The following is a 24,275-nucleotide window of genomic DNA, read 5'->3' on the forward strand; positions in this document are numbered from 1 at the left end:
CTTAAAGAGTAACCTTAGCCAATAATGTTCATTGCTTTGCCGATACGAATAAAGGCTGAAATGGCTTTATCAAGTTGTTCTTTGGTATGAGCTGCTGAGATTTGGGTACGAATACGTGCCTGGCCTTTGGGTACTACCGGGAATGAAAAGCCAATGACATAAATACCTTCTGCTAATAAGCGACTCGCCATTTCGCTGGCTACTTTTGCATCGCCTAACATTACAGGGATGATTGCGTGATCTGCACCGGCACAGGTAAAGCCTGCTGCTTCCATATTCGTGCGGAAATAAAGGGCGTTATCTTTTAATGTTTTGCGTAACTTGCCACCTTTAGCTAATAAATCAATCACGGTAATTGAAGCATTAACAATAGCAGGGGCTAACGAATTAGAGAATAAGTAAGGGCGTGAACGTTGACGTAACCATTCAATCGTCTCTTTTTTACCTGAAGTGTAGCCGCCTGATGCGCCGCCCATCGCTTTGCCTAATGTGCCGGTAATGATATCAACACGGCCCATGACTTCACAGTATTCGTGGCTACCGCGACCTTCTTCACCGACAAAACCTACCGCGTGTGAATCATCAACCATCACTAAAGCGTTGTACTTATCAGCTAAATCACAAACCGCTTTTAGGTTAGCGATAACGCCGTCCATAGAAAACACGCCATCGGTGGCAATTAATTTAAAACGTGCGCCAGCAGCATCAGCGGCAATGAGTTGTTGCTCTAAATCGCTCGCATCATTATTGGCATAACGATAACGTTTGGCTTTACATAAACGCACACCATCAATAATTGAGGCATGGTTTAATGAATCACTGATAATGGCATCTTCAGCACTTAATAAGGTTTCAAATAAACCGGCATTAGCGTCAAAACACGAAGAATAAAGAATGGTATCTTCCATACCTAAAAAGGTACTTAATTTTGCTTCTAGTGTTTTGTGAATATCTTGGGTACCACAAATAAAGCGTACTGATGCCATACCAAAACCATGCTCGTCTAAGCCTGCTTTTGCGGCAGCAATGAGCTCAGGATGATTGGCTAAACCTAGGTAATTATTAGCACAGAAGTTTACAACAGCTTCACCCGTTGTCACGGCAATGTTGGGTTGTTGTGCTGTGGTAATAACACGTTCGGCTTTATATAGGCCGTCTTCTTTAACTTGTTCAATTTGATCATTTAAATGCGCGTAAAAACTTGCGTTGCTTGAAGAGTCGCTCACAAAAATTCCTTATTAATAGGTTCGTATAATAATAGTATTATTATCCTAGACCAACTTTTAAGAAAGTGACACTAGTTAAGTTAATGCTTATTTCATTAGATAAAATGACATGTAATACTGTTAAATTGACTATTATTGGTGTCTAATTGGTTTTTAACGATGTTATTGGGTATTTAACATGATCACAGAAAAAGATGAAGAACTGCTTTCTATATTAAGGTGTAATGCCCGAGCAAGTGTTTCTGACATTGCGAGAGCGACAGGTGTTTCACGTACAGCAATACAAAACCGCTTAACTAAACTAGAAAATAGTGGTGTTATTAAAGCGTATAGTATTGTCTTGGGGAGTGAGTATAGTAATAAATTAATTTCGGCTAATGTCTCGCTAAAAGTAAATCCTAATTTAAGACGTAATATTTGTATCGCATTAAGAAAAATTCACAACATCAGCCACATATATTCTATTAGCGGTGAGTATGATTTATTAGCGACTATTCAGGCACAAACATTAGAGAAATTAAATGAAATTCTTAATATAGTTTGTTCTTTAGAAGGGATTGAACGGACAAATTCTTCGATTATTCTCGATACTGTTTTTGAAAAATAAAACCTATGAATAACCTATTTCATCATTTCGTTAAGCCATGCTGCAAGATTTTGTGCTAAAAATTTATTACGGCGTAATAAATCGTGCCCTTGGTTAACACCTTTAAAAACTTGCGTTGTAGAGCGGCTGTCCCCATTCCACGAAAATAATTCCTGAGCGGTTAAAAAACTATCGGCATGATGTGCAGAACTAACGAAGTAAGCAGGAATATCAATTAAATTTTTATAATGCTCTTTCTCCATATGGCTCATTATCGGTGCAAGAATAACAAAGCTGTGGATACGCATTTTTTCAGCTAACCGAACGGCTTCTCTTGCTGAACAACCACTTGCTACAATTGAGATAGGTTGGTCGTTGCCTATTTTACTGCGCAAATAGTTATAGGCAAAAAGCACATCTTTTTCCCAATATGAGGAGAGTGTTGCAACTTCAGCTTGATAACTAACAATATTTTTCACTTGGTGTTTTATCGTCTGATGAGAAAACGCCGTTGATTCACTATCACCATAGCCTCTAAAGTCAATAGCAAGGGCGTTTACTCCTTGTTTTGCTAATAACTCACCGAGTGTTGTATAGCTTTTACTGCTGTGGGAACAGTCATGGAGTAGCAATACACCAGGGCCAAGCATATCACCAAGATAATAATCCCCCGATAATAGAAAATCGTCATCAGCGGTAAATTTTATTTGTTGTGCCGCTGTTTCTTTTGTTGCGGGCGTTGAAGTAGGAAGACTATTTGTGGGTTGAGCAGATTCTTGCGCAGATAAAAAGGGCACAACAAATAAAAGGCTAGCAATAGCAATTAAACGATTGCATAAAAATTTGTTGTAGAACATACCATCCATTTTAGACACGACTATTTTATTCCCCTTGTATAGTACAGACGATAACAAACTCCATCGGTTTTGGGTATTTTTATTGTTTGCTTTAATCGCTATACTGCATTCATAAACTACTAAAGAGCTTTTTCTGTGCGTTATCAATTTTCCTTAATGTTATACCGACTTGTTTTTCTTTGTTTATTACCCGTTTTTTGGGTGTTGTTATTATTGCGTTCAATCAAACAGAAAGCTTACCGACAGCGGGTAAGCGAACGTTTTGGTTTTTTACCTCGGGAATTAAAGGCTGGAGGAATTATTGTTCATGCGGCGAGTGTCGGTGAAGTTATTGCGCTGAAGAGCTTCATTACTCAGTTACTTGAAAAAAAACCTAAAAGTGTCATAACCGTCACTACTTTTACTCCGACCGGCTCTGAGCAAGTGATAAAGCTTTTTGGTGATCGTGTTCAACATTGTTATTTACCCCTTGATAGTACTTTCTGCGTAGCGGCATTTTTGAATAAATTGAAACCACAAGCTATGGTTTTTATGGAAACTGAACTGTGGCCCAATTTAATTGCGCAAAGTCGCGAACAAGGGATCAAGCTCTTACTGATTAATGGTCGTTTATCGCAAAAGTCGATGAACAGTTATTGTAAGCTTGCTTGGTTAATCACACCGACGATTAATAGTTTTGATAAAGTTCTGTGTCAAAGCCAAGTAAACTATGACAATTTTATCGCATTAGGAGCTGATGTCTCCCGCTGTAAAGTATCAGGCAATGTAAAATTCGATATTAGTGTTAACCAAACGGTAAAAGATAAACATCAAGAGCTTGCAGGCTTTGTTGAAGACGACCGATTGATTTGGGTGGTTGCTAGCACACATAAGGGTGATGAAACTATTGCGTTAAATGCTTTCGCATTGCTATTAAAAAACTTTCCAAAACTTCTCTTAATTCTTGTTCCTCGTCACCCAGAGCGCTTTAATGACGTGGCAACATTATGCCAAGAGCAAGGTTATGCTTTAGTGCGAAGAAGCAACAAAGATAAGGTCACAAGCGATAAACAAATTTGGCTACTTGATACGCTAGGAGAGTTGTTACCGACGTGTGCATTAGCGAGTGTTGTTACTATGGGGGGGAGCTTTTCAGACGTTGGCGGACATAATCCACTTGAGCCGGCGTTATTTAAAAAGCCGATTGTGGTTGGCGCTAATATGAGTAATTTTGTTGAGGTTATGCAGCAACTCGCTGTGGAGCAAGGTATTATTCAACTGGCTAGGCAAGATGATGCAACAACTGTAACGGTCGCGCATGATTTGTCTACAGAGGTAGCCGCTATTTTGTCGTCAGAAAAAACGCAGCAAACACTAGGGGATAATGCCTACCGCGTGGTAACACAGAACCAAGGTGCAAGTGCTCGCACCTTGAAACAATTATTGACGTTACTTTAGTGAATTACCGATTCTACTTATAGGTACTAAATCCGATGTTTTGAGGATGAATCGGTATAAATCATCTTTAATTAAGTTGAGCTTCAAACGTTAAAAATACACTGCCCATTTGTTGGTCTGCTAAAGGCGATTTTGGTGTGTTTTCTTGGTGCTCAGCAATTAATAAATATCGCCCAGCTGCTTTTGGCATGAAGTTAATTTCACCTTTTTCATCAGACACCAATGTTAATGTTTGCGGGTTATTGCGATAACGGGCACCGTCGGCAGTAATTTCTACAGAAACATCTTTCTGCGCTTTACCATTAAACAAAAACTTAAAGGTTACCTTTTCATTTTCAGCAATGTCTGACGGATGAGTTACGGGGATCAATTCTAATAATTGACCATCCGTTTTAAAGTTATCACTTGGGGTGTTCATCGTGACATAGCTTTCAATTCTCGAGTAACGGTAAGTGGTTTTTATCTCTTTCGCTTCGTTAGGCAATTGCCCGCTTAACTCTGCTTTATTAGCGGATAACCTTTTACGGTCGCCATTCATCGTGTAAGAAGTCATGTAAGACGGATGGCTATTATTGGTGATTTTATATGTACCAGACTCTGCTAGAAAGTAATCAGCAACACTTTTACGGTGGCCTTTATATGTTGATGAAGGTCTTGATGATTTTCCATCAGGTGTGATGATTGTTACTAAATCTGCGCCCATAGCTTTATCAACATTAAAGGTTTCATTTGATGCAGTAATGTCTACCATGATCCATTCGCCTTGCTCGGCAGACAAATTAAAATGTGTCGGTAAAACCCAACGAGAATGAGCGAACGTTTGCGTACTAATTGCACAAGTAATTGTTAGCGCAATAATTTTTCTTAAATTCATTTTTTAATATTCCTAAATCTGTGTGTGGTAAGTGGGCTGACTAATATAAAGCCAATTAAATTATGGAGGCGACACTGAAAATGACATTTCATCCGTTTCATGGGTGGCCGCTAACGTAAAGGTTTCTTTTTCTCCATTTAAGGTAAAGGGCTGGCGGATAATAGAGCGGCCACCGTTTTCTCTAACCACCTCAATGAATAAAGTGTACTGTCCTTTTTTGAGTGTTGTATTTCTATCATCTTGTGCAAGAAAATTGAGAGGGTACTTTCCTGCGGCGCGAGTAGCAGAGGTTATGCCGTCAACAAACTCAGCATCTTTCTTACCGACTTTTCGCCACCACCGACGAATATCTTTTAACCATTTAGCTTTTTCTCGCCAAAGCAATAATGTACGTACCGGTTTTCCTTGTGAATTTTCAATCCAGCTAGCGACATAGGGAGGGTGATATTCACCAAGCTGCTGCTTTAAATTAAGCTCAATGTTTAATTCTGCTGGCGTTGAGTTACTAGGGTTTGCAAAAACGGTAAAATTTATAAAGGTTAAGAAAACAAGTAATAATCTAACAGTTTTTATATTCATGTAAGTTCCTTTGTGTAGTCACCAAAGAAGGGTGACGTAGATCGTTTATAAGGGGGTTAAGCCCACAATACTGAAGTAAAAATCATCGCTACGGTAACAGCTAAACTCACTGATAATGTTCGATTAAACCGTTTTTGAGGCATGGCTAAAATAAAACCGCTCAATGCAAAAAAAATGCACAGCACACTGGTTATATCAATGATCCATCCCCAAAAAACAGTGGTGTTTCTTCCTTTATGTAAATCATTCATCAGCGCCCACCAACCATAGTTGGTATATTCAAAAAATAATTCGCCGCTGACTAAGTCGAGAGAAATCGCTGTATTTTTTCCTGCTTTTTTAATGCTGTAAAATAGTTCGTTTTTGCTACTTTCGATAACAGAATGACTTAACGATATTGATAACTTTTGCTCTATTACTTCAGAAATATTGACAATTTGCTGAAGGGATAAAGGAGGATTTTCAATAAGGGCTAAATCAATCATGATTTCCTTTTCTTCAATACTTGCTTTCTTTTCACTAAACCACTCGGGGTGATTTAAGGTAATACCCGTCACTGAAAAAAAGAGCAGTAAAGTCAGTAATGCCATCGAAACATAAATATGTATAAGGCGAGAAAAACGTAAAGTATTTTTATTGATTTTCATAAATAACAATAGCTTATTTTGTCTTTGCAGAAGCAACAAATTAATTTTTGTTACTTCTGCCTTCGTTAATTTAGAATGAAATTTGTGTCGCTAAACGAAAACTTGTACCGTCTCCAGCGGTTACGTTCGAAACACCACCACCACCAAGATAGTCAGTATCAAGTAAGTTCTGGATATTTAAGCGGAAGTTAACGGCTTTATTACTAATAACCGTTTTATAGGTTGCGCCGACATCAATGCGTGTATAAGCGTCTTTTGTTATCGTGTTATTGCTATCGGCAAAGCGTTCACCTTCGTAAAATGCGCCAATATTTACAGCAAGCTGGTCATTAAATTCATAACGAGACCAGATTGAAGCTGACCACTGGGGAGCATCAACAGGGGTTTTTCCTTGATAATTTTCATCTTTATCGTATTGTGCGTCTAACTTCATCACCGATGCCATCACAAAAAGTTTATCGTTTATTGCACCCTGTGCAGCCACTTCAAAACCTTTGTGGCGTTGTTCGCCCGCTTGTTCTGTTCGAGTATCAAAATTTGGATTGTCGTTGATTGCTTCAGTGATTAATTTTCCTGTTTTGGTTATGTCAAAAATGGCAGCGGTTAACAGTAATCGTTCATCAAAAAGTTGCCATTTTGCGCCTATTTCCACTTGCTTCGAGGTCATCGCATCGAGCTTCATACCATTGTTGATATCACGATCATTTTCTAATTTTTCGCTTCTTTGCGGCTCAAAACCTTCTGAGTAGCTGGTGTAAAATGTTGTCTGTTCATCAGGATGAAATAAAAGCCCTGCTTTAGGTAATAATGATTCATTGTTTGCATTCTCTTTACTTTGCTTGTCGTAACGCCCTCCTACTGATACTTGCCACTGGTCATTTAAAGTGATTAAGTCTTGTATATAAACACCGTAATAATCATATGCACTAGAGTATAACGAGTCGTCAGTTTTGTAGCTGATATCAGGTCGAGCAGGTTCTACTTGGTTGGCCGAGTAGTTAATCGATTCGCCATTTACTTTTAGTTGTCCGTAGTAATAGTCTAAAGAATTAGCGCCAATTAATAATTGATGTTTAACATCTGAAAGAGTGAATTCACCGGTAAAATCAATAAAAGCAGTTTTAAATTGCCAATCGTCAAATCGGTCATAGGGTTTTGAAGTATACGTATCACCTTCTGTAAAAATTGATGGCTTCTTCGGAGATGATTCAAAACGTTGGCGTTCAAAATTTTGTTCGTTGTAACCTAAGTTAACCTGCCATTGGTCAGACAATGCATAGTTGAAATCAACACCAATATTTTCGACAGTAATATCAGTAAATGCCCAAGACATATCGCGAATGGTTTTTTCATTACCAATGATATTACCCTTTTCGTCTAACCAAGAACCAGTATCTAATCCAGCTTCATCATCTGTTCGGTCATAATGGACGCGTACCATAGCATTGTCTGAAATATCATAATCGATCACTAAAGCGCCTAAAAAACGATCGCGCTGGCGCTGTTCATTATTTTGATAGTTACGTTGATATTTAGCATCTTGCTTAACGAGCACGCCTCTGTAGCGTAACGATTCATCTTCAGTTAATGAACCACCAGCATCTAGTGAAAATCGAGTAGAACCCTCTTGGTCAACATCCATACCCAGATTAAATAACGTTTTTGCTGTAGGTTTTTTGGTCACCATATTAACTAAGCCTCCGGGACCAGACTGACCATACAATATACTCGAAGGGCCTTTTATTACTTCAATGTTTTCTAATATTTCAATGGGTTGTTGGTAATGTGACCAATGTTGGTGGCCATCTCTAAGGTAACCATTTGATGAACTTAGTTCAAAACCACGTAAATTAAAAACTTCACGATTACGCTGCTTAGAGCCTGCGGTTAAGCTTGCGTCGTTAGTTAATACTTCGCCTAAAGTTGTTGCGAGTTGCTCTGTTATCACTGAGTTTGGAATAACAGTGACTGATTGAGATGTTTCTAATAAGGAGGTATTGGTACGCATTGCGCCATGTGCTTCATCAACTTTATAGTTATTAAAATAACTACCTTTTACTTCAATAACCTCAACGGCGGTATTATTGCCAGAGACTCCATTGGCATTGGATGAGTAAGGCATTAAGCCAACGATTATTGCTAAGCACACAGGTGAATACTTCATTGTTATTCCTAAGAGAAAAAGAGAGAGATAAATTACTTGGTGCGAATACTAATGACAATAGTTATCATTTGCAACAAGTAAATTTATTTTATTGTTTTTTTTTATGATGGTCATGCCAGCGAGTTAACTTAGTCTGATGAGCGTTATTCGATGGGTGTTTGCTATGAGTGAGAAATGGAAGCAAGCGAAGATAGGCCTCGTTTAGATAACGTAGGCCTTAGATAGGATTTTATTTATTTGGAGTAGGTTTGGAGTGGAATTTATTTGATGATAAATTCTGGGTAATAATCTTTAATGAGAAGTAATAATTTTTCTTTCACCTGAGTAAAAGTAATGCCGTTCATTAAGTCACTGCCTTTTGCTCTAATGCCCCAAGGTAGATGTTCAAGCTTCTGTTTGTATTGCTCTTGTACTGTATGTTGATAGCAGCTGACGACATAGTTTTGATATAAATAGGGGCCAGTACGATTAGGGTTACTGTGTGCATATAAACCAACTACAGGCGTGCCAACAGTCACCGCCATATGTGCTGGGCCAGTATCAGGTGCAATAACTAGATGAGATATTTTTAGCACAGCGAGAAGTTGTTTTAAATTGGTTTTTCCAACAAGATTAACAATATGAGATTTACTGAAGCTTATTATTTCAGTGGCTAATAATTTTTCTAAAGTGGTTGGCCCACCGCAAATAACCACTTGAAAACCTAGTTGTGTTAAATAATCAGCTGTCTGTGCATAGCCTTCTGCATGCCAATTTCGTTCTGCTTTACTGGCAGCAGGTGAAATTATGGCAATGGGTTTATTAGACTCTACAGACAATAGCTCACTTGCCCAAAGCTCATTTTCGTCACCGATAGGCATTTCCCAACGAGGACTCTCGGTAGGCACACCAATAGCTTTTGCAAACCCCATAAAACCATCAAGTACATGCGGTTGGTGTTGAGGTGCTATCTGGTGATTCGTGAAAAGCCATTGACCTTCTTTCGCACGTTTACTGTCGAAACCTATTTTTACTTTTGCTTTGATACACCAGCTCGCTAAGCTAGCACGCAAAGCAACTTGCATATGCAATAACACATCAAATTTTTGATGCGAAAGTTCGGCTCGTAAATTTTGATATCCCTTAAAACCCGCTTTTTTATCAAAAATGACAAATTCTACGCTGGGTAACCCTTGCAATAAATTAGCTTCAACTTTTCCTATTACCCAAGTAATTTTAGTTTTTGGGTAGTAACGTTGAATTTGTTGCACCATAGCTACGGCATGACAAACGTCGCCGATGGCAGATAAACGTAATAAACATAAATTTTTTGGCGCTGTTAATTGACCCAGCATAAAGGAATCACCACAATAGAGCATATAAAGTATTTGAATTGAGCCTATTATCTTGAACAAGTCAGCAATTGTAAAACCCTACCAAGAAAAAATTTATCAAGAAGGTAATGTTTATTGTCGTTATAACACGAATGCGATAGATGATTTTTCTCCTGAAATGCTAAATAGTAAATATTGGCAAGATAAAAAGGCTATAACGGGAAGTGCTCAAGGCCGTGGTACGACTTGGTTTATTGAATATAATTCGTTAGGCTCAAAGTCATCCGAAAAACAACAGTGGGTTCTACGTCATTATTATCGAGGTGGATTAATAGGTAAAATTATTAATGATAAGTATTTCTTTACTGGACAGGAAAACACACGCGCTGCCAAGGAATACCAACTTTTAGATATTTTACAGTCATTGGCATTGCCAGCGCCAAAACCTATTGCGTTTCGAGTGACTAAACAGGGTCCTTTTTATCAAGCGGATTTATTATCTTCCCGTATTGAACATGCCCAGGATTTAGTCGCAATATTATCAAAAGAAGCATTAGCGGAAGAGGTTTGGCGAGAAGTCGGTAAGGTTATTCGTCGTTTTCATAATGCAGGTATTTATCACCATGATTTAAATAGCCATAATATTTTATTGGATAATAAAAAAAAGGTATGGTTGATTGATTTCGATCGTGGTGATCAACGTGCTGTTTCATCAGCTTGGCAACAAGCAAATATCGCAAGATTATTACGTTCTTTTGAAAAAGAAAAAAATAAACTGCCTACTTTTCATTGGACAAAAGAACATTGGAATATGTTACTCGAAGGGTATTTACTCGTCAGTTAATGGTGGTGTGAACTTAGGGTCTAAGCGTTACAAGCCTTCTTCGTTTTTCACGAATAATTGTTTTTGAAAATCGCTTGGTGTGCATCCATATTCACTTTTAAAACACTTACTAAAATAACTTTGAGAAGAAAAGCCGGTATCAAAAGTAGTATTTATTGCGCTTTGTCCTTGCGCTAATAATAAGCATGCTTTATCTAAACGAAAACGTCTTAAATAATCAGTAGGTGTCGCACCTAAAATACTTTTAAGCTTCCTAAATAATTGTCTCTCGCTCATCGCCATTGCTTTAGCTACAGTGTTAACCGTTGTTGATGTGTCAGTGTATTTTTTTTCTAATACTTCATTTAATTTTTCTATAAAAATATCTTGTTTACTAATCTGTTCAATCGAAGCAGCATCGATAAGTTTATCTAACAGGCTTTGTTCTATATGAGGCGACTTTGCTGCCTTTTGATTTTTTTTGTTTTTAAGTATATTCCTAATGGCCAGTAAACTTTCAATACGTAGTCTTAATTCTTCGACATTGAAAGGTTTAGTCAGATATTCATCCACTTGATGATGCCACCCTTTAAGTTTACTCTCTAAATCATGTCGAGACGTAAGTAAAATAATGGGAATGTGATCAGTTATGGGGTTTGCTCTAATTTTCTGGGTCGCTTGATAACCATCAAGTATTGGCATCATAATATCGCTAATAATTAAGTCAGGGACTTCTTGAATGGCGAGATTTACACCTTCTAAACCGTCATAGGCACTGAGTACAATATAATCATCAGCCAGACAATCAACCATATATTGATTCATATCATGGTTATCTTCGATGATTAATATTTTTATTTTTTCCTCTTGCGCAGTAGAAGAAAAGTTAGCACTGTTTTTTATAGGTGAAAGTGCGGTCTGTTGGGTTAAACTCATTAATTCCATGGCAACAATATTATCTATTTGTACATTTTTCAGTATGGCATTGCTCTGCTGCTTTTCTTTACCTTCGTTAATTATTGGCAGTAATACTGTTATTGTAGTGCCACTTCCTAATTCGCTGGTTAAGGTAATGCTTCCGCTGTGACTAATGATAAGTTCTTTGATTAAAGCCAACCCAATACCAGCTCCTGTTATTTGCTCACTTTCTTTACTGAGTACTCGGTTATATTTTTCGAAAACACTGTCGAGCTGATCGCTGGGTATACCGATACCCGTATCAACAATTTGAATATAGAGTTCATTATTTAGAGTGCGTTTGGTTTCTAAAGTAATACTGCCACCGTTATGGGTGTATTTTATTGCATTTGAAAGTAAATTTACGACGATTTTCTCAAGTGCATCATCCACCAATTCAAAGTCAATATCCTCGATATTAATTATTTGTAATTTAATGCCTTTTTCTAAAGCAAGATCTGTAAAAGCATCAACAAGTTGCTTGATGATATTACCGGTATTTTGTAGCGATTTTTGTGAGATAGCTTTCACACGAAAAGTTTCTATATTCAGAAGCTGATCAACCATTCGAAGGAGTCGATATCCATTTCTTTTAATAACTTCAATTCGATTGAGCTGATTATCAGCCATGCTGGAAGTGAGTAACTGTGAACTTGTTCCTAAAATAAGGGTTAGTGGTGTTCTAAACTCATGAGACAGGTTGGCAAACTCTTCATTTTTTTGTTCAAGCAGTCGCTCTACTTTATCTTTTTCTTGAGCAAGCTCTATGGTACGGCGTTGAACGGAGCGCTCTAATTCATTGGCCTTATTTCTAAGCACACGGGTGCGAAAATGAATAACTAAATAGATGGAGATAATGATCAGTAGTGAGTAAATGATTAATGCCAATGTCGTTAACCACCAAGGGGGTAAAATAAGAATAGAAATACTCGTCTCGGCACCATTCCATTGTCCATTGTTATTCGTTACACGCACTTGAAATTGGTATTCACCGGCAGGAATATTGGTATAATTTGCGGTGAGATTTTCACGGGCAACCTCACTCCAATGGTCATATCCTGCTAGCTGATATTGATAACTGAGCTTGTCAGTATTTTGGTAATTAATATTTGCAAAACTAAAGGCAAAATTGTTTTCTTTATGGGTTAACGTTAATTGCTGTGCGCTTATAATATTTTCTTTTAATGGGCTTGTTTTTTTATCGTCACTTACGGAAACTTTCTCTCCATTAATCTTTAAACTTGTTAAGTATAAAGACGAACTATCGTCCTTTTTACGTAATGTATTCGTATTAATACGGTTAATACCGTTCATTCCTCCTAGCCATAGATCACCGGTTTTTGCATCAAAGAAACTCCCTAGCGAAGAGTCATTCGATTGCATACCGTCTTTTTCATAATAATTAGTAAAGGATGATGTGTTTTGATTAAACATAGATAAGCCGTTATAGGTACCTATCCAAAGATTATTGTTATTATCAACTTGGATATCAAATATATTATTATTAGCTAAGCTATCTTTGGCTTGATAATTAATATACTCACCTGTTGTTGGTGTAAATTTGATTATTCCATTATCTCTAGTACCTAGCCAAATATTTTGTTGGTTATCGAGAGCGGTGGTAACGATGCGTAAATTTTTATTGTCTAATAAATATGATTTTATCCGACCTGTTGCTTCATTATAAGAAATCAATCCAGCAAAGGCGGTTCCTAGCCAAAGAGTATCATTTATTTGCTTGATACTTTTTACGGTTAATTTATTACGTTGGAGCTTTTTAGCTATGCTTTCCCCAAGTAATTCCAAAGTGTTAAGTGATTGATTGTACTTTACTAAGCCATGATCAATCATTCCGAGTAACAAGTTATTGTCTCTATCAATAAAAATATCTAGAATTTCCCCGTGTTGGATTATTTGTGTTTTTTTTGTATCAGAAAAGCTTAATTGGCTGAATTTTTCTGTTTGTGGGTTATATTTTATTAATCCTTCGTTGAAGCTAGCAATCCAAATATTTCCTTCTAGATCTTCTTTTATATCCATAATCAGTTGGAAAGTTATATTGGGTAAATTGATATTATCTTTATTAAAAAATTTGCAAGTATTATTGGTTTGATTAATTAAATTTAAGCCTTTTCCTTTTGCGCCTAACCACATATTATTCTGTGAATCTAAAAATACGGCATGATTTTCATTACTCGTAATACACTGTGAGCTATTATCTTTAACGCGATATAAATCAATGGAGCTATCACTATAAGTTAATTTATTAATACCGACTTTTGTGCCTAGCCAAATATTCCCTGTACTGTCAGAAAAAGTGGTATAAACTCTATTTGAATTCAATTCAGAGTTTTTATTTTGGCTATTATTGAGCTTTATTATTTCTTTTGTTTTTGGATTAATTATCATTAATCCATTAATCTTACTGCCGACTATTAAATGATTGTCTTGAGAGTATTTCACGGTAAAAACAAGTGATGCGAGTAACTTATCAGTTGAATATAAAGAACCAGTAGAAGTGTTTCTATTGAACTCAATCAAACCAATATTACTGCCAAGCAATAAATTCTCTTTTAGCTTCAGTATGCTATATACAGTTAGTTTTTTTTGAAGATTCGACGGCATATTAATCTTATGGTCAGTTATTCGCTTGTTTGCAAATGAATAACTACTTAGGCCATTTTTTGTACCAAACCATAATTCATTATCGTTAGCTTGATACAAACTTCGAATTTGATTGCTCGATATTTTCAAGGAATTTTTTGCTGTTTTATGAAAATGAGAAACAGTATTATTAGTTGGACTTTGTTCTATTTTGAATAAGCCATTGTCTCTTGTACCCACCCAAATGTTATTATTATTGTCTTCAAGTAATACAAGTATGGAAAATGAATAACCGTCGCTATTTAACTCGACTTTATGGAATGTTTCACTCTTTTCATTGTATTTCAATAAACGTTTATTCGTGCCTACCCAAAGCTTGTTATTACTATCGATCAATAAGGATTTTACTTCGAGTGGATCCTTATCATTAATAGTTTGAAGTGAGTGTTTTTTAACATTTAAGCCATCGAAGCGAAAGAGACCTGAATTAGAGGCAAACCAAATAAAGCCATTTGAATCTTGTGTGATGGCTTTAACGTCTTGTTGGTCTCGAATTTTAGATGTAGTAAAATTAATTACGTTGTAAGTCTTTTGTAATGTACTGGCTAATATAGTAGCGCAGTGAAACTGCAAAATAATAAACAAGATCAGACAACGTTTTAACATGATATTAGATCTATCCAAATAGTCTGTTATTCATCGATATCGATTTCTGTAGGGTCAGTATTCAGAGATTCCGTTTCATATTTTACATCATAATTTACTTCCTGTTCTTCAATAACAGGAAGTATGCTGGTACACGTTTTATCACTACTACAAAAGCTAATAACGTCAATGATACTGGGTAATGTCACTTGCTCTTGTGTAGATGTATTTGCAAAGCTTGCAGAGCTAATAAAAAAAGTTGAGATTAATAAACATTTAGTTATTTTCATGGTAATTATCCTAATGTGATTGGCGTGTCTTTGTATAAGGTGCCGGGTTAAGTTACTTATAATTTTTGATCAGGCTGGTCCCAAAATATTAAATATAAGCGTCTTATGTTAAAGGTAATAGTTAACATTCTACATTCTTATTATTAACATTCCATAATTTAATCATCGGTTAGCAAAGATATCAGCATCGCGTAAAGATTGACACAATAAATCAATATCAACACTCGTGTAACGACTAAATCTTTAGATAGGTGAGTAAGGTACCTGTAAACGTTACTGTCTTATGATGTTAATATTTCTCATTACTATCAAATACTCAGTGTTGTAGAGGCATTCGATAAGTAAGCTAATTACTAGAAGTCGATGACAAATAAAAATTGGTAGAAATATTAAGTCATGCGTTATTTTATAACGTTGATTAAGGGATCGCGTTATAAAATAGAAACTTAATATTTCTACCAAAACCTCTGGAGAGGGCCACAATAATTTATCTATTTATTAACAATAAAGTATGTAAACAATAAAACTATAATGAGATTTACAATAATGATCTATCAATATTAAGCCTATTATTTGTGTTTATTCGCCAATTTTCTCTAAAGTGTTAGTTTTAATAGGGAGGTCAGTGGATAATAAATTTTGGCAGTATCCAACAAAATATTGGCAGGGTCATAGTAGCAATCTACAGGCAATATAATTATATTTTAAGTAATAAATGAGCGATGTCTTTTTACGTAAATACGTAAACCTATAAAGAGTGATTACACTATGCCAAATACAATTATTGAATATTTGCACCACCACGTTGCCGCTAAACCTGATGAAGTTGCTTTTAGCTTTTTACCTTCTAAAACAGAGCCACTGACTGAATTAACCTTCAGAGAGTTTTGGTCTGAAGCATTGTCGGTTGCTAACTTTCTAAAAAGTAAAACACAAGCAGGTGATAAGGTTTTATTGCTTTACCCTCCAAATATTGACTATGTTGTTGCATTTTATGGTTGTCTTTTAGCGGGTGTTATTGCCGTACCGGCACCCTTGCCGCAAAACAATTCGAAACAAACACTTGAGATTGTCAATAAATGCCAACCTGTTTTGGTGCTTACAACGTTAAAAGAAGTGTCTCAGATTAGAAGTTTCTGTCAAGAACAGACAGGGGTATTAAAATCAATCAGTATTTTTACCTCAGAAAATTCAGTGTCTCTTATGGGGGCTCTTGAGGCCTTTGTTGAAATAGCACCAAGAACACCTGCTTTTTTAAATTACTTTTCTGATTCAAATAATATGAATGATGAAGTCACTATGACCCACCGTGATATTATCGAAAATTTGAAGCGGCTACCGATAAAGTCGCCGGAAAGTTCAGATGATGTTTTTGTCGGGTGGCTACCTTTCTTTAGTGATATGGACCTAATAGCACTTGGGTCACAGTAGTCGAATATGATATGGCTTTGAAATCAAGATATGGCCTAAGGGTCATATCTTCTAAAACGTTATAGCCTATTAAGCGACGTCAGCAACTTCCAAGCAACGTTTACGGTACATGGTACGAGCTTCTAAAAACTCAGGCATCGCAGACTCTGTAATATAGGGTTGAATAATAACAAGTATCTTCAGTACACCTTCGTAAAAAACGGCATCAGTAATTTCAATGTTCTTATTTTGAGTTTGATAAAAACTCAACCAAAAGGTGTTTACTAAACGCAATATACTGACAATGTCAGGTAAGTCTTCGTCAGCGAACTTCATCATATTAGTCGTGCGTAATGACAATAGCATTTCACTGACACGCGAAGCGATTGATGATTGAACCTCAACATATTTCTCATGCAATAAAGGATTTTTGGCCAACAACACCGGAAGATTACTGTAGAAGAAACGAAACTTCATCAGTGCTTGAAAGACAGCGTCCATGTATAAAATAATGGTATCGAGTGGTTTTACTTCGGGAGAAACAAAAGGGACGGTTTCTAATAACAAGTTACGTGCATACTCTTCGTAGATAGAGAGAATAATGTCTTCTTTATTGCGAAAATGATAATACAAGTTTCCCGGACTAATACTTAAATGCGCTGCAATATGATTCGTTGTTACGTTGCGCTCGCCTTGTTCATTGAAAAGCTCAATGCTGGCCTGAATAATTTTATCACGGGTTTTCATGTCAGTTACTTCTGTTTTTTTGCCATTGTATTATTTTCCATCATACTATCAAAATTGAACTGACGGAAAGGCTTTTCGAGTAAATACTTTAACAAATTCGTCTTTGTTAGTTTCCATTCACTAAAAATAGCCTTTACAATGTTTTTAAGTTCATAAAGAAGATACAACTCATGACAATAAAAGCGATTTATCCAGGAACCTTTGATCCCGTGACTAACGGTCATACTGATTTAATTGAGCGTGCGAGCGCGCTATTTTCTGAAGTTATTGTGGGGGTTGCTGCAAGCCCAAGCAAAAAGCCTCGTTTTGACCTAGCCCAACGTGTTGCGATGATTGAAGAGGTCAGCCGTCATCTACCCAATATCACTGTCGTTGGCTTTAGTGGTTTATTAGTGGATTTTGCTCAGAAGAATCAAGCCAAAGTACTGATCCGTGGCTTGAGGGCAGTCTCTGACTTTGATTATGAATTTCAATTAGCGAATATGAATAGACGTTTAGCTCCTGAATTGGAAAGTGTTTTTTTAACCCCGTCAGAAGGAAATTCTTTTATTTCCTCAACGTTAGTCAAAGAGGTGTCCTTACATAATGGTGATGTCAGCCAATTTGTTCATCCTATTGTAAAAGCGGCTTTAGACAATAGCTAACGGCCACTTTAATAAATGACTAATCAGTTTGGCAGTTTGGACAAAAAACTGAACTGCGATTTGACTGTCTAACCTCTTCTAATAGTGTTTGGCAAGTTTTACATTGCTTGCCGGCTCGACCATAAACTAATAGTTCTTGCGCAAAATACCCTGGACGGCCATCGGCTTGAGTAAAGTCTTTTAAGGTTGTGCCCCCCTGAGCAATCGCGGCGGTTAACACTGTTTTGATGATATCAGTGAGTTGATCAAAACGTGATTCGCAAATGGTACCTGCCAGTGCTGTTGGCAAAATCCCAGCCTTAAACAAGGCTTCGTTTGCATAAATATTGCCAACACCGACGACAACGGGGTTTGACATTAAGAAGGTTTTTATTGGCACTTTTCTATTTTGGGCTTTATTAAATAAATAACCATAACAAAAATCGTCAGTGAGTGGTTCGGGGCCTAATTTACTTAATAATCCACGTTCGTCTATATTGTCTTTAAACCAGAGCACGGCGCCAAAGCGACGAGGGTCATTCAGCCGTAACGCTTTGCCGTGTGCGAAAACTAAATCAAAGTGATCATGCTTTGCGACAGGCGTATTGTCATCAATGACTCTGATGGTTCCCGACATACCTAAATGTAAAACTAAAGTGCCATGCGAAAATTTTATTAATAAATATTTAGAACGTCTTTCTACCGCATGCACACGATATCCAATCATGGTTTGTACCGTTTCAGGGATAGGCCAACGTAAGTTAGCATTACGTACCACGACCTTAGTGACGGTTTGTTTTAAAATATGGGGACTAATGCCTTGCCGGCAAACTTCTACTTCAGGTAATTCAGGCATAATAACTCTGGTTCGGGTTTAATTTAAATTACAGTGTTAAAGACTGCATACGATTAACAAAAGCTTGAGCAAAGCGGTTTGCTGAATGCTTATCCATATTAAAATATAATGAAGGCTCAATCAGCTCAGCTTCCATAAGCGCAAAGCCTTGCTCGCTTCGAACAAAATCAACACGAGCATAGAGTGGCATGCCTATTTGTGCTTTTATGGCATTCAGTGCTTGCTCAGCATGATCTATCAAACTTGTTTCGGGTGTTATTGAAGCTAAACGTCCTCCATGTTCTTCTTGAACACGAAAATCATGATCTTTTGGTGTTTTCAAAATTGCGTGACTGTACTGACCATTAAAATAAAACAGTGAAAATTCACCTTCATCAATAACACTTTCCATAAAGGGTTGTACTAAAAACTCGCTTGCTGAGAACGCTTTCTCAAGTTGTGGATAAAATTCGGTGTGATTTTCTTTCGTTAACCAAAAAGTATTATCCGCATTGGCACTAATACGTGGCTTTATCACTAATTGATCAACATTGAGTCCAGTAAAATATTCGGCGACTTGTTGTTGAGTTAAGTTTTTTCGCCATAATGTTTTTACAATATTGACACCGTTACTGGCTAATTCACGTAAATATATTTTATCAATATTCCATTCAACGGTGGCTAAGTTATTCTCAAGGTGAGCACTCGATTGTTCAATACTATTTAATACATTTAAAAAAGCAGGGGCGTCATCTTGGTAATCCCATGGCGAACGAATGATAACGGCCGCATAATCATTCCAATTAACACTTTTATCACGCCAAGATACCATGTGCATTTGCCAGCCAAAGCTAAGGAGTGGTTGCTCTAGTAAGTTGTCGTATGCCTCAAAATCGTCAAGGTTATTCATAGTCAGTATCGCGCAGTGCTGTATTTCATGATGAGTCATTGGCATGGTCTTCTTAATAGTTAGAGTGAAGGACGTAACGTTTAACTTGCTAAGATTTCATTGGGAATGAGTTGTGAAAATATTGCCAGAGGAAAAGATAGCCACTTTTTTTGTTGCTGATTAAAAATGAGTAATTCGTTATTAGTAATAAAGAGGTTAAGTAATTGAGACTGTGTCTCACCGGCTAATTCAACTGAAACAACTAACGCCATTTGGTGGTCAAGTGCGGGCGGTTCAGTCACAATAATACCTTGTGTTTCATGCCAGGATAGCATCATTTGATCTAATGCTTGTCCTGAAATCTTTGCGGGAGTTGCCCGCCAAGTTCGTCCGATACGTTCAATGGTTACTTGCTGATTAATCGCTAACGATAAGATGACAGCATGCTTAGAAAATAATGTTCGTTCATTGCTTTGCTTGTTATCTGATGAATATAATTTTTTATTGGTTACGTTAATCACAAGAATAAAAATCATCACTGAAAAAATGATAACGTTATTCCAACCAGTTCTTGAAAGCTTCATGAAAATATACATCAGTAAGTAAAAGAGTAACGATGATACTAAATTTTAGGCAATAAAAAACCCAGCAATTGCTGGGTTTTTCAAAACTAAATTAAAATTACTTAATTTTAGCTTCTTTATACATAACGTGCTGACGGATACGTGGATCAAATTTCTTGATCTCCATCTTTTCAGGCATAGTCTTTTTATTTTTATCTGTAGTATAAAAATGACCAGTACCGGCACTAGAAACTAAACGAATTTTATCGCGCATAATAATTTCCTCTAAAAGTAGTTGTTAAACTTTTCCGCCACGGGCACGGATGTCAGTTAATACTACATCAATACCTTTCTTATCGATAATACGCATTCCTTTCGGAGTTAAACGTAATTTAACGAAACGATTTTCACTCTCAACCCAAAAACGGTGAGATTGAAGGTTTGGTAAAAAACGACGACGAGTCGCGTTTCTTGCATGTGAACGGTTGTTTCCAACCATTGGCACTTTGCCTGTTACTTGGCAAACTTTAGACATTCTGAGTACTCCAAAAATTAATTCCAGGTCGAACTATTATTCCCCAAGACCGTCGCCTCGGGATCCTGAAAAAGGTGGCATATTATAGTGAAACTGAAAAATGAAAGCCAGCTTTTATAAAAAAAAACTATGTTAACCTGTTATTATGTTGCTTTACAAGAGTTTATGAGGTTATTCCAGTAAGATGATGTGAAGATTGATGAGTAATTGAACAGATAAATAAAAAATTGTTGTTAATTTACCCCAGAGTCGAGCAATTTTTTGAGTTTATTGTGTTGTTCTTCATCACACAATTCGTTAATTAAAATGCGAATAATATGAGATTTAGCTAATTTGGTTTCTTTCGCTAGATTTTGTAGTTGATGAATAGCCTGTTCGCTCAGGGTGAAAGTCGCATGACGAAATGGTTTTTCATTTTTAGTGTTTTTACTGGCCAATTGCTGTTTTGCTGCAATAATGGCTTGTTCAATAGAAACATTTTGGGTGTTGTCGCTGTTCATGATTTCGGGATGACCTAACGCATAATTTTCTGCGTCAGCAATAAACTCATCAACAGTAAACTCCCTTTTCTTTTCCTTTGCTTTTGTGGTTTTTTTTAGGTCAGTTAAACTCATGTGAGTTGTCCGGTTTCATTGCTAATAATTCTTCAGCTATTGCAGTCATTTCTATTGCTGCTTTACCCTGAGGCTCTATTTCTAGTACTGACGATCCTTGTTCTTCGCTATCATCATAGACATTACGGCTAAAGGTTACCGCGTTTAATACGTTAATACCATATGAACGACAGACCTCTTTGGCTTCTAAAATTCGCTTGCCTTGATTAGGTAGCGATGGACATTGAGTGATGACAAAAGAGGCGAGCATTTTTGGATTAACCATTTTACAAGTACTGAGCATATCTTCCATGTGCGGCACTGTTTTTAAATCTCGGCGTTTAGGGCGCAGTGGAATAATGACATGGTCAGCAACCGACATTGCTGCACGTAGTGCTAAGTTGTCTTGGCCACCACAATCAACAATCACGTAATCATAATGCTGTACCAAACTGAGCAAATCGTTGCGGATCTTTCCGTAGAGCTGAATACAATTTATCGCCGGCAATGAAGGGTCAGAATTTCTTGCTTGTATCCAGTCAGAGGTTGTTCTTTGTGGATCACAGTCAACCATCAGTACAATCGATTTTTTATCACGGGCAAAATAAACGGCTAAATTCTGTGCTAAACAGCTTTTGCCACTCCCCCCTTTTTCGCCACCTACTAGAATCATCATAATATAAAATGTCCTTACCTCTTGTTGTAACATCTGCATTAAAAATTAATTATAGTGCAACTATTTTATTTTGCTGTTTGATTTTCTAAACGTAACGCTAACTCGAAATAACCATTGGGTTGTTCGATACACCTGATCACTGTGCCATATAAATTCTGACTATTGGGGTTGGCCACTTTAAAAACCACCGTAACTTTAGTATGAAGTGGAATGATATGGTCGCAATCAAGCTTTAAACCACCACGAGAAAAGTCTAAACAAGTGATTTTTCGTTGCACAGATTTTTGTTGGTCATTTATCCAGAGAATATCAACTAACTCTTTTTCCATATCTAAACGAAAAGCTTGTCGTCGTTCACTATCGTCTACAGAACTTGGATCTAATTCAGACTCATTCATTTCACTCTCCTAACCTAACGTGTTTATTATAATTCACCATGTTCAGCAAATGAGTAACATTGGTTACCAGCAACAATGATGTGGTCGAGCACTCGTATGTCAATTAAGCTTAACGCTTGCTCTAACCTTTTGGTAATTTGTTTATCAGCAATACTTGCTTCTGCAACACCAGAAGGATGATTATGCGCTAATATAACGGCGGCGGCCTGTTGCTTTAAAGCGTGTTCAACCACTATTCTCGGGTAAACAGCTGCCGCATCAATCGTACCAAAAAACAAGCGTTCAAAGGTTAATACCTGATGTTGGTTGTCGAGAAACATCACCGCAAAAACTTCTCTGCTTTCTCCACGTAATTCACTGGTTAAATAATCTCGCGTTGCTTGTGACGAGGTTAATGCTGTCCCTTGCTGCAATTGCTCACTAAGGTATCGTTTCGACATTTCTAAACAAGCTTGTAACTGCACGTATTTAGCCACACCTAAACCATGGTGCTGACAAAATTCTTTTTCTGTTGCGCGATAAATGGCTGCAATACTGCCAAAGCTTTTTAAAAGCTGCTGAGCAAGGTCAACAACATGGCAACCTTTTACACCCGTACGTAAAAATATTGCCAATAATTCAGCGTCACTTAAACTGCTAGGGCCTCTGTAGAGCAACTTCTCCCTCGGTTTCTCATTTTCTAACCAATCTTTTAACATTACCGCATCCTTGCAAAGCCAATTTGTAAATGAACAAATTAATGGTATCTTATCGCCACTTATCGTTATTAAGACTAGCAGTTTATGCAAATTTTACAGGGTAAAAAAATAGTTCTGGGTATTACTGGCGGTATTGCTGCTTATAAAACGCCAGAATTAGTGCGCCGTTTAAAAGAACGTGGCGCGGATGTTCGTGTCGTAATGACCACAGCGGCGAAAGCCTTCATAACGCCATTAACACTCCAAGCTGTTTCCGCAAATGCTGTTTCAGACAGCCTACTCGATACCCAAGCTGAATTAGCCATGGGACATATTGAACTAGCAAAATGGGCAGATTTCGTTTTAATCGCACCTGCCACTGCCGACGCTATCGCGCGCATTACTTGTGGTATGGCAAATGATTTGTTAACGACAATATGTCTAGCAACGAGTGCCCCAATAGCGATTGCCCCCGCGATGAATCAACAAATGTGGCACGCTGAAATTACCCAAGAAAACATGAGTAAACTTATTGCTCGAAAAGTGATTGTCTTCGGCCCAGGTGCTGGAGAACAAGCTTGTGGTGATGTTGGTTTAGGACGGATGTTAGACGTTGATAAGTTAGTAACACATACGTGTGAATTTTTTCAGCAGCCTTTGATTGCTTCTCAGGTAGATCTATCTGGTCAAACATGGGTTGTTACCGCAGGGCCAACGCGTGAAGCTATTGATCCTGTGCGTTATATCTCTAATCACAGTTCAGGGAAAATGGGTTATGCGATCGCACAAGCGGCTCAGTTGGCTGGCGCAAAAGTACATATTATTTCAGGCCCAGTAAATATTTCCGTACCAAGCGGTTGTGAGAAAATAGCTGTAGAAAGTGCGTTGCAAATGCACGAGCAAGCGATTGAATTTGCAAAGAAAGCAGATGTTTTTGTCGCTTGTGCGGCTGTTGCTGACTACCGTGTTAGTGAGGTAGCTATACAGAAAATTAAAAAATCAGCCGATGTAATGCAACTTAATTTAGTGAAAAATCCAGATATTATTGCGGATGTCGCTGCTTTGTCATCAAAACCTTTTACCGTGGGTTTTGCGGCAGAAACACAAGATGTTGAACACTATGCGTTAGATAAATTAAAAAGAAAAAATCTTGATATGATTGCCGCCAATAATGTTGCACTTTCAGGCCAAGGTTTTAACAGTGATGATAATGCGTTAACGATTTTTTCCAGTAAAAATAAAACTGAGCTACCGTTAGCATCAAAAAAAATACTTGCCGAGCAATTAGTAAAACTAATTTCGCAACTTTATGCTGAAAAAAAATAAG

25 protein-coding genes are annotated in these 24,275 nt (G+C 37.2%); 6 read left to right on the forward strand and 19 right to left on the reverse strand.

Annotated elements, in window-relative coordinates:
• Positions 1-14 precede the first annotated feature (14 nt).
• Positions 15-1,226 (reverse strand): glycine C-acetyltransferase, encoded by a 1,212-nt coding sequence (locus H4J39_RS06590; RefSeq protein ID WP_182226684.1) that lies wholly within the window; start codon positions 1,224-1,226, stop codon positions 15-17.
• A gap of 178 nt (positions 1,227-1,404) precedes the next feature.
• On the opposite strand from H4J39_RS06590, the gene H4J39_RS06595 reads away from it, so the two are divergent.
• Entirely contained in the window at positions 1,405-1,833 is a 429-nt protein-coding gene (locus H4J39_RS06595; RefSeq protein ID WP_182226686.1) for an Lrp/AsnC family transcriptional regulator, read from the forward strand.
• A gap of 14 nt (positions 1,834-1,847) precedes the next feature.
• Here the strand turns inward: H4J39_RS06595 and H4J39_RS06600 are convergent, their stop codons facing one another.
• Positions 1,848-2,687, reverse strand: coding sequence for a hypothetical protein (locus H4J39_RS06600; RefSeq protein ID WP_182226688.1), 840 nt, complete (start codon positions 2,685-2,687; stop codon positions 1,848-1,850).
• A gap of 117 nt (positions 2,688-2,804) precedes the next feature.
• Here H4J39_RS06600 and waaA point away from each other — a divergent pair, with 117 nt between their 5' ends.
• Positions 2,805-4,106 (forward strand): lipid IV(A) 3-deoxy-D-manno-octulosonic acid transferase, encoded by a 1,302-nt coding sequence (gene waaA, locus H4J39_RS06605; RefSeq protein ID WP_182226690.1) that lies wholly within the window; start codon positions 2,805-2,807, stop codon positions 4,104-4,106.
• A 67-nt stretch (positions 4,107-4,173) separates the two neighbouring features.
• On the opposite strand, the gene H4J39_RS06610 is transcribed toward waaA, so the two are convergent.
• From H4J39_RS06610 to H4J39_RS06630, 5 genes are all read right to left on the reverse strand, one after another.
• Complete coding sequence (locus tag H4J39_RS06610) at positions 4,174-4,980, reverse strand: DUF4198 domain-containing protein (protein WP_182226692.1); 807 nt, start codon at positions 4,978-4,980, stop codon at positions 4,174-4,176.
• A 60-nt stretch (positions 4,981-5,040) separates the two neighbouring features.
• Positions 5,041-5,559 (reverse strand): DUF2271 domain-containing protein, encoded by a 519-nt coding sequence (locus H4J39_RS06615; protein WP_182226694.1) that lies wholly within the window; start codon positions 5,557-5,559, stop codon positions 5,041-5,043.
• A gap of 56 nt (positions 5,560-5,615) precedes the next feature.
• Positions 5,616-6,206 carry a PepSY-associated TM helix domain-containing protein gene (locus H4J39_RS06620; RefSeq protein ID WP_182226696.1) on the reverse strand — a complete coding sequence of 197 codons (591 nt, stop codon included), beginning with the start codon at positions 6,204-6,206 and terminating at the stop codon, positions 5,616-5,618.
• Between the two features lie 70 nt (positions 6,207-6,276).
• Positions 6,277-8,370 (reverse strand): TonB-dependent siderophore receptor, encoded by a 2,094-nt coding sequence (locus H4J39_RS06625; protein WP_182226698.1) that lies wholly within the window; start codon positions 8,368-8,370, stop codon positions 6,277-6,279.
• A gap of 260 nt (positions 8,371-8,630) precedes the next feature.
• Entirely contained in the window at positions 8,631-9,704 is a 1,074-nt protein-coding gene (locus H4J39_RS06630) for a glycosyltransferase family 9 protein (RefSeq protein ID WP_182226700.1), read from the reverse strand.
• Positions 9,705-9,756: 52 nt separating this feature from the next.
• On the opposite strand from H4J39_RS06630, the gene H4J39_RS06635 reads away from it, so the two are divergent.
• Complete coding sequence (locus H4J39_RS06635; RefSeq protein WP_220462140.1) at positions 9,757-10,527, forward strand: 3-deoxy-D-manno-octulosonic acid kinase; 771 nt, start codon at positions 9,757-9,759, stop codon at positions 10,525-10,527.
• A gap of 27 nt (positions 10,528-10,554) precedes the next feature.
• On the opposite strand, the gene H4J39_RS06640 is transcribed toward H4J39_RS06635, so the two are convergent.
• Positions 10,555-14,733, reverse strand: a complete 4,179-nt coding sequence (locus H4J39_RS06640) for a two-component regulator propeller domain-containing protein (protein ID WP_182226702.1) — start codon at positions 14,731-14,733, stop codon at positions 10,555-10,557.
• A gap of 26 nt (positions 14,734-14,759) precedes the next feature.
• Complete coding sequence (locus H4J39_RS06645) at positions 14,760-15,002, reverse strand: hypothetical protein (RefSeq protein ID WP_182182317.1); 243 nt, start codon at positions 15,000-15,002, stop codon at positions 14,760-14,762.
• Between the two features lie 768 nt (positions 15,003-15,770).
• On the opposite strand from H4J39_RS06645, the gene H4J39_RS06650 reads away from it, so the two are divergent.
• Positions 15,771-16,433, forward strand: coding sequence for an AMP-binding protein (locus tag H4J39_RS06650; protein ID WP_182226704.1), 663 nt, complete (start codon positions 15,771-15,773; stop codon positions 16,431-16,433).
• Positions 16,434-16,502: 69 nt separating this feature from the next.
• Here H4J39_RS06650 and H4J39_RS06655 read toward each other — a convergent pair whose 3' ends face one another.
• Positions 16,503-17,159, reverse strand: a complete 657-nt coding sequence (locus H4J39_RS06655) for a TetR/AcrR family transcriptional regulator (RefSeq protein WP_182226706.1) — start codon at positions 17,157-17,159, stop codon at positions 16,503-16,505.
• A gap of 170 nt (positions 17,160-17,329) precedes the next feature.
• Here H4J39_RS06655 and coaD point away from each other — a divergent pair, with 170 nt between their 5' ends.
• Positions 17,330-17,803, forward strand: a complete 474-nt coding sequence (gene coaD / locus H4J39_RS06660; protein ID WP_182226708.1) for a pantetheine-phosphate adenylyltransferase — start codon at positions 17,330-17,332, stop codon at positions 17,801-17,803.
• A 19-nt stretch (positions 17,804-17,822) separates the two neighbouring features.
• On the opposite strand, the gene mutM is transcribed toward coaD, so the two are convergent.
• The 9 genes from mutM to radC form a co-directional block, all read right to left on the reverse strand.
• Complete coding sequence (mutM, locus tag H4J39_RS06665; protein ID WP_182226710.1) at positions 17,823-18,638, reverse strand: bifunctional DNA-formamidopyrimidine glycosylase/DNA-(apurinic or apyrimidinic site) lyase; 816 nt, start codon at positions 18,636-18,638, stop codon at positions 17,823-17,825.
• A gap of 28 nt (positions 18,639-18,666) precedes the next feature.
• The gene (locus tag H4J39_RS06670; RefSeq protein ID WP_259368774.1) at positions 18,667-19,572 is read right to left on the reverse strand and encodes a RimK family alpha-L-glutamate ligase; all 906 of its coding nucleotides are present in this window, start codon (positions 19,570-19,572) and stop codon (positions 18,667-18,669) included.
• A 35-nt stretch (positions 19,573-19,607) separates the two neighbouring features.
• Entirely contained in the window at positions 19,608-20,090 is a 483-nt protein-coding gene (locus H4J39_RS06675) for a hypothetical protein (RefSeq protein WP_182226712.1), read from the reverse strand.
• Positions 20,091-20,187: 97 nt separating this feature from the next.
• Positions 20,188-20,343, reverse strand: coding sequence for a 50S ribosomal protein L33 (gene rpmG / locus H4J39_RS06680; protein ID WP_070375415.1), 156 nt, complete (start codon positions 20,341-20,343; stop codon positions 20,188-20,190).
• A gap of 24 nt (positions 20,344-20,367) precedes the next feature.
• Positions 20,368-20,604, reverse strand: coding sequence for a 50S ribosomal protein L28 (gene rpmB, locus H4J39_RS06685; RefSeq protein WP_070375416.1), 237 nt, complete (start codon positions 20,602-20,604; stop codon positions 20,368-20,370).
• A gap of 233 nt (positions 20,605-20,837) precedes the next feature.
• Positions 20,838-21,218: a hypothetical protein gene (locus tag H4J39_RS06690; RefSeq protein WP_182226714.1), complete on the reverse strand. Its 381-nt coding sequence runs from the start codon at positions 21,216-21,218 to the stop codon at positions 20,838-20,840.
• A complete protein-coding gene (locus H4J39_RS06695; RefSeq protein WP_182226715.1) occupies positions 21,205-21,873 on the reverse strand; it encodes an AAA family ATPase in 669 nt (222 codons plus the stop codon). Before H4J39_RS06695 ends, H4J39_RS06690 begins: the two co-directional genes overlap by 14 nt.
• A 65-nt stretch (positions 21,874-21,938) precedes the next feature.
• The gene (locus H4J39_RS06700) at positions 21,939-22,271 is read right to left on the reverse strand and encodes a PilZ domain-containing protein (RefSeq protein WP_182226717.1); all 333 of its coding nucleotides are present in this window, start codon (positions 22,269-22,271) and stop codon (positions 21,939-21,941) included.
• 26 nt (positions 22,272-22,297) lie between these two features.
• Positions 22,298-22,969 carry a DNA repair protein RadC gene (radC, locus tag H4J39_RS06705; protein ID WP_182226719.1) on the reverse strand — a complete coding sequence of 224 codons (672 nt, stop codon included), beginning with the start codon at positions 22,967-22,969 and terminating at the stop codon, positions 22,298-22,300.
• An 84-nt stretch (positions 22,970-23,053) separates the two neighbouring features.
• On the opposite strand from radC, the gene coaBC reads away from it, so the two are divergent.
• Positions 23,054-24,274, forward strand: a complete 1,221-nt coding sequence (coaBC, locus tag H4J39_RS06710; RefSeq protein ID WP_182226721.1) for a bifunctional phosphopantothenoylcysteine decarboxylase/phosphopantothenate--cysteine ligase CoaBC — start codon at positions 23,054-23,056, stop codon at positions 24,272-24,274.
• Position 24,275: the final 1 nt, after the last annotated feature.

This window comes from Colwellia sp. Bg11-12 (assembly GCF_014076955.1).
Taxonomy (GTDB): domain Bacteria; phylum Pseudomonadota; class Gammaproteobacteria; order Enterobacterales; family Alteromonadaceae; genus Colwellia_A.